15 protein-coding genes, 1 tRNA gene and 1 pseudogene are annotated in these 13,278 nt (G+C 35.7%); 3 read left to right on the top strand and 14 right to left on the bottom strand.

Translation table 11 applies throughout. The features are described 5' to 3' along the window. Positions 1-37: 37 nt before the first annotated feature. Together HF876_RS17995 and HF876_RS17990 are read right to left on the bottom strand one after the other, a co-directional pair. The gene (locus tag HF876_RS17995) at positions 38-1,693 is read right to left on the bottom strand and encodes a hypothetical protein (RefSeq protein ID WP_169361433.1); all 1,656 of its coding nucleotides are present in this window, start codon (positions 1,691-1,693) and stop codon (positions 38-40) included. Continuing rightward, positions 1,686-2,480: an ABC transporter ATP-binding protein gene (locus HF876_RS17990; RefSeq protein WP_169361432.1), complete on the bottom strand. Its 795-nt coding sequence runs from the start codon at positions 2,478-2,480 to the stop codon at positions 1,686-1,688. Before HF876_RS17990 ends, HF876_RS17995 begins: the two co-directional genes overlap by 8 nt. 281 nt (positions 2,481-2,761) lie before the next feature. Between HF876_RS17990 and HF876_RS17985 the strand changes: the two genes are divergently transcribed. Next, positions 2,762-3,958 carry a CynX/NimT family MFS transporter gene (locus HF876_RS17985; protein ID WP_481900296.1) on the top strand — a complete coding sequence of 399 codons (1,197 nt, stop codon included), beginning with the start codon at positions 2,762-2,764 and terminating at the stop codon, positions 3,956-3,958. 46 nt (positions 3,959-4,004) lie between these two features. After that, entirely contained in the window at positions 4,005-4,379 is a 375-nt protein-coding gene (locus HF876_RS17980) for a hypothetical protein (protein ID WP_169361430.1), read from the top strand. A gap of 199 nt (positions 4,380-4,578) precedes the next feature. Here the strand turns inward: HF876_RS17980 and HF876_RS17975 are convergent, their stop codons facing one another. Beyond that, complete coding sequence (locus HF876_RS17975) at positions 4,579-5,640, bottom strand: nitric oxide synthase oxygenase (protein WP_169361429.1); 1,062 nt, start codon at positions 5,638-5,640, stop codon at positions 4,579-4,581. 166 nt (positions 5,641-5,806) lie between these two features. Here HF876_RS17975 and HF876_RS17970 point away from each other — a divergent pair. Further along, positions 5,807-5,879 (top strand) — tRNA-Val (locus tag HF876_RS17970). A gap of 222 nt (positions 5,880-6,101) precedes the next feature. Here the strand turns inward: HF876_RS17970 and HF876_RS17965 are convergent. The 11 genes and pseudogenes from HF876_RS17965 to HF876_RS17915 all read right to left on the bottom strand — a co-directional run bounded on the left by HF876_RS17965 (position 6,102) and on the right by HF876_RS17915 (position 13,020). Next, entirely contained in the window at positions 6,102-6,473 is a 372-nt protein-coding gene (locus HF876_RS17965; RefSeq protein ID WP_169361428.1) for an Imm3 family immunity protein, read from the bottom strand. A 20-nt stretch (positions 6,474-6,493) separates the two neighbouring features. Further along, a complete protein-coding gene (locus HF876_RS19320; RefSeq protein WP_346764101.1) occupies positions 6,494-7,978 on the bottom strand; it encodes a deaminase domain-containing protein in 1,485 nt (494 codons plus the stop codon). A 55-nt stretch (positions 7,979-8,033) separates the two neighbouring features. After that, positions 8,034-8,198, bottom strand: a pseudogene (locus tag HF876_RS17955) (recombinase family protein); the annotation flags it as partial. 311 nt (positions 8,199-8,509) lie between these two features. Beyond that, positions 8,510-8,761 carry a hypothetical protein gene (locus tag HF876_RS17950; RefSeq protein ID WP_169361426.1) on the bottom strand — a complete coding sequence of 84 codons (252 nt, stop codon included), beginning with the start codon at positions 8,759-8,761 and terminating at the stop codon, positions 8,510-8,512. Between the two features lie 6 nt (positions 8,762-8,767). Then, a complete protein-coding gene (locus HF876_RS17945; RefSeq protein WP_240949827.1) occupies positions 8,768-9,424 on the bottom strand; it encodes a hypothetical protein in 657 nt (218 codons plus the stop codon). 212 nt (positions 9,425-9,636) lie between these two features. Beyond that, on the bottom strand, positions 9,637-10,302 hold the full coding sequence (locus tag HF876_RS17940) for a YxiF family protein (RefSeq protein ID WP_240949826.1): 666 nt from the start codon (positions 10,300-10,302) through the stop codon (positions 9,637-9,639). 40 nt (positions 10,303-10,342) lie between these two features. Continuing rightward, entirely contained in the window at positions 10,343-10,681 is a 339-nt protein-coding gene (locus HF876_RS17935; protein ID WP_169361425.1) for a hypothetical protein, read from the bottom strand. A 395-nt stretch (positions 10,682-11,076) separates the two neighbouring features. After that, positions 11,077-11,415 (bottom strand): hypothetical protein, encoded by a 339-nt coding sequence (locus tag HF876_RS17930; protein ID WP_169361424.1) that lies wholly within the window; start codon positions 11,413-11,415, stop codon positions 11,077-11,079. Between the two features lie 23 nt (positions 11,416-11,438). Continuing rightward, positions 11,439-11,783 (bottom strand): polymorphic toxin type 50 domain-containing protein, encoded by a 345-nt coding sequence (locus HF876_RS17925; RefSeq protein ID WP_240949825.1) that lies wholly within the window; start codon positions 11,781-11,783, stop codon positions 11,439-11,441. An 8-nt stretch (positions 11,784-11,791) separates the two neighbouring features. Further along, positions 11,792-12,289: an SMI1/KNR4 family protein gene (locus HF876_RS17920; protein WP_169361423.1), complete on the bottom strand. Its 498-nt coding sequence runs from the start codon at positions 12,287-12,289 to the stop codon at positions 11,792-11,794. A gap of 332 nt (positions 12,290-12,621) precedes the next feature. Further along, positions 12,622-13,020 carry a hypothetical protein gene (locus HF876_RS17915; protein WP_169361422.1) on the bottom strand — a complete coding sequence of 133 codons (399 nt, stop codon included), beginning with the start codon at positions 13,018-13,020 and terminating at the stop codon, positions 12,622-12,624. Between the last annotated feature and the right edge of the window lie 258 nt (positions 13,021-13,278).

Below are 13,278 nucleotides of genomic sequence, written 5' to 3'. Positions count from 1 at the left end.
TGTTCATTTGGAAAGTATCACTTAAGTAATTTCCAATTCATTTCTTTTTTTCGCTTGACATATTACCACTGGGCTTACTCCGAAAGAATGTGAGCTTCCAGCCTATAAAAATACTAATGATGAGCACCAAAATGTATAACCATTCGAGATTAACTATACCAATAATCTTATGAATGAAAGCCATAACCCCAACTAAAAACATTGAACCAAACACTTTAATCATAGAACTTTCCTGCGCTTGCTTCGGTTCATTGGAAAAAGGAAAAGGATCTTTTATGAACATCCAATAAGAAACAATAGTTAGAATCACTGCCACTAATAAAACTATTACTAGATCCAGCCATATGCGGAAGGTAAAGATCCAAAGAAAAATCAGGCTTAAGGGTATTAATATAGGCAAAAAATAATTAATGATGGTTGCCTTCAAGGTGGCACTATATACTAGTCCTCTACTACGCATAGGTGCAACGTAAAATACCCAGTGCGCCTTATAAAAATTAGAATACTCCAGCAAGAGAACTACTGAAGGAACAAAAATAAGTGAAAAGTAAATGATCATAAAAGAATTTCCATTAGCCAATTCCTCATAGCTGCTCATTCTTAAATTATTGAAAAGCATGATAAATGGAAAGATAACTGCAAATCCCAGCATTGGGTATACTTTCAGCTTTAATTCCCTTTCCTCCTTCAACATCATTGAGGAAAATTTATAAAAAGCTCTTTCTTCCTTTGTGCTACACAAAATACTGGACCAAAACGAGGTCAGTCTTCGAGCTTTTTTCTTTTTTCTATTCGAATCACTTTGCAGCTTAGATAAGTAATTTTCAAACGTAGGCATTAGTCGGACATATAGCAAAACAGCTATGATCGGAATGATTAGTGCAAGTATAGTAAAAAGAATGATATATAAGGAATAATTGTTATTAAAAATCAACTCAAAAGGTGCTGCATACCAAAGCGGCGGAAGGAATAAATGCCACCAGGCAAAGCTGTAACCAATATCTAAATTGACAATATCAAAAATGCGACCTACTAACTGGTAGCTGACAGCCATCCCTATTGCCAAGAAAATTTGTACATAATTAATGACGTCCTTCAAAAATTCCCCACTAAAAAAGCGAAGAACGAAAAGGTATATAAAGGCGGTGAAAATAACGGTCAAACCGCTAATCATCCCTATTTCCACTAAAAACAAAAGGGAAAATAAGGGGCCAAACTTAAAGATGCTTACGATTAACGGGATAATCACGAAGGAACCAGTCAATAGAAAAATATAAATCAAAATGTGCATTATTTTGGCTGCATTGATCGTACGATTGCTAATAGGCTTTGGCTGAAGTATATTTTTGTCTCGAATATCAAGCAATACAGCTGAAAAGTCTGAGATCATGGACGTCATAAGTATTACAAACATAGAACTGAACATGATGGTGAGAGAAAAAAGAAAGTTATTTCCTAAAAAAAGAAAAGGAGTTAACAGAAGAAGTCCAAAAAGACCATAAACCCATAAGGACTTCGTAAATTGGTTACCATCCTTTTTTTCTTTTGAGCCATTAAATATAGGAGGCAACCTCCGGCTATCCATTGTCAGCTTAAGCTGTAAAATTCTCCTCATGATGTCATAATCAATATCAAACTTTAAAAATATCTTTCGAAAACGGTCCAGCACTCTAAGCGAAGCAAAATCATTCATGTAAGTTTCCCCCACTAACCGTTTGCACAAAACGTTCTGCAATCTCTTCATGCTCGTTAAAGCCAGTCAGCTGATTAAATATTCCCTCCAAAGAGCCCTCTTGACTTTGTTGCTTAAGCTCTTCAAAGCTTCCGTCCGCCACTACCTCCCCGTTTACTAAAAGTACAATCCGATTACTGATTTTCTCAACGACGTCCATAATATGAGATGAGTAAAATATGGTTTTCCCTTGTGCTGCAAGCTTTGCAAGTATCTCTTTTATGACCATCACACTGTTCGCATCCAGTCCACTAAGTGGCTCATCATAAAATAATAAGTCAGGATCGTGTAGCAGGCTAGAAATGATTAATACCTTTTGTTTCATTCCCTTGGAAAAAGAGGACAGCCTTTGATGGAAAGCAGCCTCTAGGCCGAATTCCTTCATTAGCGTAAAAGCCTTCACTTCTGCCTCCTTGGTTGTTAGCCCATACATTTCACCAGTAAAAACTAGATATTCATAAGCCGTGAGATTTTCATAAAGCTCTGCCGTTTCGGGTACATATCCTATTCTCTTTTTATATGTATAATTATTTCTTTTAATATTTTCACCAAAGATCTCAATCATTCCTGAGTAACCATCAATCAAGCCTATGATTAGTTTTACCGTTGTACTTTTCCCTGCCCCGTTCGGTCCTATATATCCAATGATCTGACCCTCATAGACATCTAGATTTACTCCATTTAAAACATGCTTATTTCCAAACTGCTTAGAAACATTTACTAGCGATAAAATTTTTTTCGCTTCCATTTAATTCCCCCTGTATGTTATAGACATGTATTTCATTTACTCTATTGACTAGAAGTCTTCGATGATTACCTTTTCAAACATTTAACTGACTTGCATCATTCCCACCCACTAGTATAATAGAATGTAATTATTCAAAATATTTACAATTAAAGTGTAACATATTGTTATTCCTAATTGATGGCTATCTTTCTGTTTTTTGTAGCTGTTGAACTTTTCAGATAAAGCGTGTAGGATTTTCTAATATCGATGTATTAAAAGCTGCGAGGAGAGATATTGCTTTGTTGCCTACTTCCGAAATCAATAAAAAATCAATCACCTTATTAATCATAGGGATTATATTTATCTCCTCTACATTGCGAGCACCCCTTACTGCAGTGGGGCCAATTATATCCTACATTAGGGATGGGCTTGATATCTCTAATGTGTTGGCAGGTTTTATCACGACGATTCCATTGCTTGCCTTTGCGGTTATATCTCCTTTTGCACCTAGAGTAGCACGCCGTTTTGGAATGGAAATGACTTTATTTCTTGCTATTTTACTGTTGGCGTTCGGAATTGCCATTCGGTCCACCGGGACTCCCTTCTTCCTATTGTTTGGCACTGCTTTAATCGGAATCGCCATTGCGTTTGGTAATGTGTTAATCCCTAGCTTCATCAAGCTTAAGTTCCCTTTACAAATCGGGTTGCTTACAGGTATTTTCACCGTATCTATGAATCTCTCTGCTGGCATTGGTGCAGGCATTAGTTATCCCATTGCAGAAGGATCATTCCTTGGTTGGCAGGGAGCTTTAGGAATCTGGTCTATTTTAGCTGTCATCGCCTGCCTTGTTTGGGTACCTCAAATTAAACAGAGGCAGCAGATTGTTCCTAATGTTCCCGATACTAACCCTATAAAAGCTAAATCCATCTTGAAATCTCCTTTAACATGGACTATTACTTTATGTATGGGTTTCCAATCCCTGATTTTTTATACCACTGCTGCATGGATCCCAGAAATATTGCAAACGCAAGGGATGGAGGCTGGGAGATCAGGTTGGATGCTATCCACCATGCAATTTTCTCAGCTACCAATGACCTTTCTTATACCAATCCTTGCAGGACGGATGAAGGATCAAAGAATACTAGTCGCAGTATTTTCAATTTGTTATTTGATTGGGTTTATTGGGTTGTTATACGGTAGTCTTTCTCTAGCAATACTGTGGATGATATTCCTAGGATTAGGAGGCGGGGCATCGTTTGGGTTAGTAATGATGTTCTTCTCTCTTCGATCAAGAACACCTATGGAGGCTGCTGACTTATCTGGTGTAGCGCAATCCATCGGCTATTTACTTGCTGCAGTCGGACCAGTAGTTTTTGGATTTGTTCACGATACGACTGGAAGCTGGGATTCTCCAATATTATTATTCATCTTGACAGTTATTTTACTTTTCTTTGCTGGAATGCATGCAGGTAAAGATCGGTATGTAACAGAGAGTTAATGAAAAGCTTGGCAGGATAAGAAAAAAGATGAGACAGGGGAAGGATATGAACAGATTTCAAGCACTGACTTATAAGGAAAGAGTCAAGCATTATTTAGTAGTAACGTTCATTCTAGCAATCACTATGTTACTGATGCCATATGAATATCCCACCTGGACGCCAGTACTCACGATTGCTATCATGGCTGGTACCATAATTTATAATCTGTTTAAATGGAATATCCAGAAGACAAGCACCGGGAATGCTATTTTAATATACAATACGTTCTTAATGATCCTACTCTGTTATTTTGTATTTTTCATCCCGTATAACATTTCATTTATGTTTAGTGTAACTTATTTTATCCTTACAATCACAGCTAGCATAATTGACTACTTTAGAAAAAGGGGATTAGAGACTGAAAAAGGAGAACTCAGATAAAGCGAGGGTGTAATATCTTCTACTCCCTCATTGTAGTCTATTCTCTTTCTCGACTGCTTCATGATTATATTTACATAGATTAACTTATTCTGCATTTTTATCGGATAAACCTTTTCTAAGCTTTAATTTCTATACTTATATTCATAAAGAAAGACCATCCTTATTTGAAATGGATGGTCTTTTGCTATTTAACTAACTATTAATATGGGTTTGGCTGGTAGGAATAGTTTGGCGTTACCTTTTCATTGTTATAGGGCTTGTGAAAGATATGAGTTGTGGCAGGTGACACCGGTGGGATGAGCCAAGTCCAGTTCCCAGTGACGTCTCTCCCTGCGTCCCGTTCTATTTCCTCAAACTTTTTAAATTGATGAGCAGCCGTATGATGATCCACGATACTCACCCCGTCCTCCTTAAAGGAATATAAAACAGCAACATTCAGTTCGACCAATGCGCGATCCTTCCAAAGAGAACCATTCGACTTCGTGTTCAAGCCCATTTGCTCAGCAATGGTAGGCAGCATATTATAACGATAATCATCCGCAAGATTGCGTGCACCTATTTCTGTTCCCATGTACCAGCCGTTAAATGGAGCAGCAGCATACGTAATCCCGCCAATATCCAGCTTCATGCTGGAAATCATCGGAACCGCATACCATTTTAGCTGTAGATTTGAAAACCAATCCATCTCTGGATGTCGGAACGGAACCTCTAAAATATATGAATCCGGAATGTCAAAAACCTTTGGAGGCTGATGATTCACTTGAATGACAAGTGGGAGCACATCAAAGTTTGTCCCCTCCCCTTTCCAGCCAAGCCCCTCGCTTACTTTCGTAAAAGCAAGGGAATCAGAATCTCCAATGACTCCCCCCTCGGTTTCATAGCCAGCATAACGTATGAGCTGATGATTCCAAACACGAACATCTTTCGGAGAAAAAATAGTAATCGTCGGTCTGATTCGTCCATCGTTCGTTGCGTACTCGATATGGTCAAGCAATGCCTCGAAAATGTCTTCTTCTCTACATAAATCTCGCTTATCGAAAACAGTCAGGCTTTGCCAAAATAAACGACCAATGCATTTATTGCTGTTCCGCCAAGCAACCTTAGCACCGAACTCCAGCTCCTCGGTTGTATGTACATATGTGCCCCTGCGATTAATTTCATCTTCTATTTCTTCCAGGCGAGCAACCATCTCACGTTCCTCTTTACCTGTCTCTATGTAATAAAGTCTTATAAATTCCTGCGCTTCAGTTAACATGATCATAGCCCCTCCCACTATCTCTTCCATCTTAGTGGAAGGGAGCAGTCTCAAGCAAGTACCACAGTAGTGGCAGATGTGAGGAATTTATGACACCCCACTTAGGAGAAAAAGAAAAAACTATATACTACCAACTCTGGAATATGATAAAATCAGATTAACTTCAAAACCCGGTCTTGTAGCTCAGTTGGGAGAGCACCACCTCGACAAGGTGGGGGTCGCTGGTTCGAGACCAGTCGGGACCATCTTATGCAAGAAACACATAATAAAACCCTGTTATATCAACGTTTACTATCGCTGATACCTACAGGGTTTTTCTTATTTTAGAGGTGGCAGGGTAATGCTACTTCCTCCCCATAACTACCCCTACCATGTAAAATGTCATTTCGCTTGTTTATCCTACTTCTCACTAAATCCAAATATAAAATGGGGTGCAGTACAGCAACTAAAATACAGGATGATTTTCTTTAATAGTTATCAGAATTAGAATCGTAATCTAACTCTACTTCAGTAATTCTATTGATAACAATATTTAATCTTTTTAAGAAATCTTCAACTTCTTCAAGAGATAATTCATTTTCTAAATTATACTTATCAGTGGTTCCTAACTCTTTTTTAATTGTGTCAACTACACCCACAAATACCTTAGGATGACCTAATACAATTTCTCCAATAGCTAAATGAACTAAAAGGTTTTCTGTTTCGCCTTCATTGCATACAGTTTCGAACTCGTAAAATGTTCTAGCAGTAGCGTATTTATATCCTCTATCTTCATTTAATATATTATTATACACTTCTTTAACACTCTCAAGTAATTCATTATATTCCCAATCTTCCATGTGTATCCTCCCTTTTGAAACTAAGGTTTTATTCTATTACCGTTATTATGAATAACTTCTAAGTTAATGTTTTTATATTTTGCAGAAAAATCTGCAATAATTTTACTACAACTATCACAAGTATCTAACTCTGTAAATAGTTTTATTTTACCTGTTGCTTGCGTGTTGTTTCCAAGGGAGTTAGCAATGTCATTTAGAATTTTATATTCTGTATCACTATCCCTTAAGTATTCAATTCCATTTTTATCTGCTGCTTTTGAAGCTTTAAAAACTGGATCTTCTGGCTTTAGAGAAATATCCGGTACTCTTTCTTCTAAAGTGGCATTTAATTCATGTATACTACTTTGAGCATAGAATTCTTTCTTATTTAATCCATCGATATTTACTTCTGCTAAAGCGAAGTTCCCAGACTTTTTATATCCACTAGTCAAGTTCCCTCTTAACTCCTTCACTCTATCAAATATATGTGCTTCTGCTACTGAATCTATTTGTCTAGTTGGATACACTTTTCCCGTACTCTTAGATGTTCCTTCACCAGCTTTACTTGTACCTTCATTCACATTTTTCCCATCATGTGTTGCTTTACCATCCCCCGCAGCATTCCCAGGTTTCTTAACCGGTGACGTAGTTGCTGCCAATCTAAGTCCAATTATGCTTCCTACAAATTCAAAGCTATTTTGCCAATGTTCTTTGGACAAAGGATCATCTGGTAAGATTGCTTCTTTAACCATTCCACTCAAACCAAATGTAGCATAATTTAAAAAGTCTAATTTTGAGTCAAACATCCTGGCACTTCTATCATTGGATCCTGACACAATTCCATCTGAAATACCAAAAGTCCAATAGTTAATAAAATCATACGGAGAATCTAGTGCTTTTTCACGGCGTATCCGTACACCATCCCAAAAGTCTTGAGCAATTCCTTTGAAACTATGGAAGGATTTCACAAATATGTTTTGATCAATATCTTCTTGTTCCGTTCCATTTAGCTCAGGTTTAAGACAGGATAAGACAAGCATATCTGTACCCACAAAAGGATTGTGTATCCCAATCAAACCCCCATAGCCAAATCGTATAGGACCGTTACCAGCTATAAATGCTTCCAGCATAGTCGTCAACTGATTTTCTCTATTCACTATGGAGGAAAGTACGGCAATAGGAGATGTACGAGATGCCAATTCTGTCTTCAACTTATTTTTAGCAGCCAATGCTCCCCAGTTATCTGCTTGGAAATGAACATCCGTTAGCCCACTTTTAAACATTCCTTCTATATCAGAAAGCCATATTTCCATTGTCCGAATATCCCGTTCCATGGTGTTTAAAGCAGTCTTCTGTGTTGCATCAAATTCATACAGTTGCGCGAGAGTATCATCACGTTTTCTCTTAGAACTAATAACCCCCTCCTGCACTGAGCTATCATCTAGATGGGGCAGTGCTACAATGTCACTCACCTGATCCATGATACTATTTGCTTCATCAGTTAGACTAGCGGTAAGTTGGCCAATAAGCGTCGCTTCTTTGGACCTACTCCCTTATTAGGAGTTATTATAAGTTCATTCATTTATTTAGTTTTGCGCCACTAATTCCTTCATCTCTAAAAATATGTATCAAGTTTAAGCCTTGTTCCTTACAATATGCTTTAATTTCCTCTTCTTGATATTTCAAGCTATATCAATCTCTTGCCTGCCCTTGAGTTGAGACTCGTATATATCCAACAACGTTCAACTTTTCACCCTCCCGTTACATACCCACTCCATATAATAACTACCCCTGCCTTGTAAAATGTCATCTCACCTATTTATCGTACTTGTCACTCTATCCGAGAATTAAACCAAACTCCATGAGGGTACTACCATCATGAGCTCTCGATTCTCAAGTAAAACATTTTCTTATTATCTCACTCAATTATCAACTGTTTTAATATAAATTAAAGTAAAAAACCTTGAGAGGCATTTAGCCAATCAAGGTCCTTATATTGTGCTATATCTCTTAAATACCTATATCTAATAAAAATTTATAAAATCATAAGCAGGCAATTAAGATTCAATAGTTGTTCGATTAACAAAATTTTGATTTTCTTTAATAATCATTCTTGAAAGTCGTCTTCCTGCTCTCTTAAAGAAGAATTCATCAGCGAACTCTTGTGAATCAATTTGCGCTAGTTGGTTGATAACTCCATTTATTTTATCATATTCAATTCGTCCCATTAAATCTTCATTCGGTCCATATTGATAAACCACCCTCTCTTCATCCTCAAATTCCTTCAACATTAAAACAAAAACTGCCATAAATCTTCACTCCTCAAAGTTTTTCTCCCAATTCCATGGTCTTCCAGATTCTATAGTTTTTTCATGAGCTGTTCTATAATTAGTCTGGAATATACCCTCAAATTTTGACTCGAAAATCTCGTGATGTAATAATTGTATATCAGAATCTACTTGTTTCCCATCTATCAATCTTTGCCATGCTTGAGCTAGTTCGTAGTCCGGATCAAATCTTCCAACTCCATGATCCTTTATATGAGAATTATTAAAAACATGATCTTTAATCTTTTGTATTCTAGCTACAGAAAAGCCTGTATTTTTAGCAATTGCATTCACATCTTCTGTTCCTATATTTCTAAATTTTTCATACATTTCTTCTGCAATAGCTTCTTCCTTAAAGAACTGCTCTGGGGATATATTTCTTCCACCAGTTTCAGCATATTGTATAGAATTACCCGTACCCTTAGGCATTCCTCCACCATTTATCGATGGTGGATTCCCAACTGCTACAATTGATTTCTCATTTACCATCTTTTGTACAGACTTAGCTATAGGTACTGCCATTGAAAATAAGGGATCCAATGTAGCACCTGCACCAATATTTAGACCTAAATCTAAAGCATTCTGTTTCCAGTTAGTGTCTTCTGGATTAAGTATTTCCCGACCGCCAATTTCTCCTGCTGACATGATACTACCAACGGCTGCACCCTCTTTAGCAAATTGTCCTAAATTGCGTGCAGAGATCCCGGTTCGTTATTAGTAGCATTGTCAAATTTCTTTTTATTAATATAAATAGCCAAGTTATCATATATAAAGTCTGGGATTTCTTTTAGTTTAAAACAAATTAAAGTAAAAAACCTTGAAAGGCATCTAGCCAATCAAGGTTCTTAAATTTTTCCTTATGATAGTCCCCAAACATTTAACTCATAAAAATATTCCGTTCGTTCAATACACAAACCAAAATTAAAATCTTCTGCAACTAGAATAAAATCTCCATATCCAACTGAAAACTTTGTTAACTCAATCATTTTATTTAAGTGACTAAATACTTCATTAACATTAACCAACACTGCTTCTATTTCATTTTCTCTAAAAAACAATAGTCTTCCTTGCTTTGGTATTACTTCCATATTATCAATAGTATCATTTAGTAATTGTATTGATTTTTGAATATGTTCTTTATAGCTTTCTCCTTGCAATTGAATCTTATTTTCCTTTCTGTTAAGTAGGGAAAACACATTCTTACAAAATAAATCATTATCTTCGATATTTAAAAAAGGTTCCTCTGAAAGATTCATGAAGTTTATTTCTTTTAATAGATTCTTTCTTCTACTTTTTCTTTTTAACAGCTCCATTTTTGTTTTTCTTTCGTCACTCAAATTAAGCACCTTTCCATGGTCGACCATTCTTTTTCTAACCAACAAAATCTTCTGGAGAATGTCCAGGATACTGATTATATCTTCCTTTTTCCATTGACTTCCCTTCAAATCGTCAGCACCATGAAAGTGAGGACCTCTCCCGAATTTATCCACTCGGTGCTCTATGATATATTTTTTTCTTACCATCTATTTCAAATTCATATACTCTTCTATTTTCAGTTGTGCTTCATAAATATAGAGTTAGTATTCCCACCCCATCCAATTCAACATCACTATCTTGTGAAATAATAGTTGACTTCAGTTCGCTAAAAGGCCTTCCAATCATGTGTTTATGTGAAAATTTTGGGTCTGCTGGTAGTGCCATTTCAATTGCTTCACACGTATCGTTACTATCGTAATATATGTGTATTCCATGATCATTAAATGCATCTGTAAAAGTATCAGACATAGGCATTTTTTTATATTCTACTACATTTCCTCCTAAAACATTTCTAACCTCCTCTCTTGTCATGCCAAAACTAATTGGACCTACTCCCTTATTAGGAGTTATTATAAGTTCATTCATTTTTTACCCCACCCAGATTTGTTTAATCTTTTAGTATATTCTAACATTTGTCTAATACCTTCATGATATTTGTTACCAAACTTATTTCTTAAATCATTAATGTCCATATTTTGAGCCTCATTTAATTTCCCTTGTTCTATTAAAGATTTTACCCCCACTCGCTGTTTGTCTATGGTCTATGGTTTCATTCTTACACCAGGACTGTTACCTCTACTTTTCGGACTAACAGAATAAACTGGTATATGATGGACTTCTCCGCCATTACTAGAAACATCCTTACAATCTAATCATTTTCAATTTGATTCTCACTAATATCAGCAGACTTAATATAAATTAAAGTAAAAAAACCTTGAAAGGCATTTTAGCCCATCAAGGTTATGTTTAAAGTAACGTTTTTATTTTTTACTATCCCTTTTCCATACACTTTCTCCTTCAGTTAAAAAAACTGCACTTGGCGGATCATCATAAAGTGAAATTTCAACTAATGAACCTTTCTTTTGTATTAACCATTTATATAAACGACTTTCCTCATTAGTAGGATGCGCTAAAATATCATTTACTTGAAAAACAGCTGCATCAAATTCGGTATAATTTACATCGTCGTCATCTAACCCATTATCTGTTTCAAAAACTGTATCTAGTACACCAACAATCCTTAATCCATTTTCCCATTCTAGTATCATGTCACTATGTTCATATTTCATTAATGTTCCTATTAAAGAGTCATACCCCATATTCATCCTCTTTTCTTTTGTTTTTACGGCCTTGACGGTACTATATGAGCTCCATCTTTCCCATAATGTATCAATCCATTAGTAGTATCAAGATATTCACCGGTATTTCGATCATAGTAATTCCCAATAGTTTTACCAAAGTCTACTCTTTCTTTTTTACCGTTTGGCAGTAGTTGACCTTTCCCTGCAAACTTATCAAGCAATTCTTGTGCTGTTTTATTATCGCCATAGAAAATACTCTTGTTTTTTCCATTTGCTATTTCTTGTTTGAAATTTGGCGTATTAGGAATATGCTTTTCTTGAGCAGCCAACAAAAAGAAACCTTGAAAGGCATATTGCCAATCAAGGTCAGCTTTTTCTTTATACAAATTATTAGCTATTCAATCTCATCATATGCATCACCTAGAGAGATAAAATCACTTCTAAGCCAATACCAATATTGCCCTTTATTTTTTATAAGTCGTTCAAGTAAATCAGTAAACGAAGTAGCTATAATCTGGGACTCACCTACAAGCCCATGGCGGTCAAAAAAACTATCGTAGCATCTACCTAGTCTATCTTCATTGAGGTCAGTAGTTAAGTATTCATCCGTTCCATCATTACCAATAATATACCAGTTAGATGAAATATCTTCTTCACATAATTCTCCTACAATTTTTGGATTTGCCAATACAAACTTATCAGGAGACACAATATAGATTGGATATTCCTCATCTTCAAATAGAACTAAACCCCCGCAAAGACTATAAAACTCTTTTAAATCATTAGGTAAAATATGCTTTTCTTCATCAATAATGGGTAATCCAGAAGGCTCAAAGATACGACTATTTGGTAAAGTGTTTATTTGTGTGAGCAACTGCTTTATCTTTTCCATTAGCTTCACTCCTGATAATTATATTTATTAAAGGAATTATAATACTCTTGTCTGGTTGATTTTTGTACATTCAAAAATTATAGAAAACGTAAGAAAATGGAAATAACAAAACAGGTTGATGATGGTGACATATGACCATAATCAACCTGTTAAAGTACCGAATAGCACCATTAGGATATAAAGTTCATGTATTTAATGTACGCAAAACCGAAATGGTGAAATCTTGATACATGGATTTAGACGTGTCTTATTGAATAATTAGAAGACTTACTCGGCACTTGGTAGCCCCATTAATCTGTAAAAGAACTTATACAAAAATCTTTTACAAAACTTTATATGATGACGTTAAAAGGTGCATGACCTGTTTCAGCATTCCTTAATAATGTTGGTTTTCTAAAACGTAAACTAGTTTCCAATTTGAATATGGCGATATCTCCTTCCATCTCCATAAAAGATATATTAATCCACACGGGGGCTTTCGGGAAAAGTCCTCCTAGAACTCCAACAACATCCTCTAACAGTAATTTTTTACCACCAATATTCTCTTTAGATAATACAAGACGTTTCATCATTTCATCGCCACCATCTAACATTTTCCCATGTTCCTCCATAGGCTCTATAACAAATTTAACTATATCACTTGAAATTTCCCTAGCTTCTTTTATCTTATCAACTGCTTTAGATAAATTTGTTGAAAAAATTTCTTCATTCATTTGAGTAACTTTAGTCAAAATATCTCCTCCTTTATTTCAATTTAGTTGATTGTATTTTCTTTAATTTTGCTAAATCAACATAGCCATTGCTCGTTAGTTCTAATTGATATATCTCTAACCAAGCGTTTTTGTCTCTATTCCAGCACTATTAAATATTTGCTCATAGTTTTTGGCTTGCTCAGCTGTTGGAGTAAATCCATGTAACCGTCAAGTAGAATTGAACACTTTTTGCTAATTTAGAGTGAACACTTTTGCTTAAAACAAATTCTGTCGGTT

Origin of the sequence: Psychrobacillus sp. BL-248-WT-3 (assembly GCF_012843435.1) — a bacterium.
Lineage (GTDB): Bacteria > Bacillota > Bacilli > Bacillales_A > Planococcaceae > Psychrobacillus.
The sequence above is the reverse complement of the archived record's forward strand: the minus strand, read 5'-3'. Positions and strand labels throughout refer to the sequence as shown.

Excerpts from the sequence above, each read along its gene's own strand:
- HF876_RS17930 (WP_169361424.1), bottom strand. The coding sequence starts at position 11,415 with ATGGGGTATGACTCTTTAATAGGAACATTAATGAAATATGAACATAGT.
- HF876_RS17975 (WP_169361429.1), bottom strand. The coding sequence starts at position 5,640 with ATGATCATGTTAACTGAAGCGCAGGAATTTATAAGACTTTATTACATA.
- HF876_RS17940 (WP_240949826.1), bottom strand. The coding sequence starts at position 10,302 with ATGGTAAGAAAAAAATATATCATAGAGCACCGAGTGGATAAATTCGGG.
- HF876_RS17980 (WP_169361430.1), top strand. The coding sequence starts at position 4,005 with ATGAACAGATTTCAAGCACTGACTTATAAGGAAAGAGTCAAGCATTAT.
- HF876_RS17945 (WP_240949827.1), bottom strand. The coding sequence starts at position 9,424 with ATGTCAGCAGGAGAAATTGGCGGTCGGGAAATACTTAATCCAGAAGAC.
- HF876_RS17935 (WP_169361425.1), bottom strand. The coding sequence starts at position 10,681 with ATGAATGAACTTATAATAACTCCTAATAAGGGAGTAGGTCCAATTAGT.
- HF876_RS17990 (WP_169361432.1), bottom strand. The coding sequence starts at position 2,480 with ATGGAAGCGAAAAAAATTTTATCGCTAGTAAATGTTTCTAAGCAGTTT.
- HF876_RS17950 (WP_169361426.1), bottom strand. The coding sequence starts at position 8,761 with ATGGCAGTTTTTGTTTTAATGTTGAAGGAATTTGAGGATGAAGAGAGG.
- HF876_RS17920 (WP_169361423.1), bottom strand. The coding sequence starts at position 12,289 with ATGGAAAAGATAAAGCAGTTGCTCACACAAATAAACACTTTACCAAAT.
- HF876_RS17995 (WP_169361433.1), bottom strand. The coding sequence starts at position 1,693 with ATGAATGATTTTGCTTCGCTTAGAGTGCTGGACCGTTTTCGAAAGATA.
- HF876_RS17965 (WP_169361428.1), bottom strand. The coding sequence starts at position 6,473 with ATGGAAGATTGGGAATATAATGAATTACTTGAGAGTGTTAAAGAAGTG.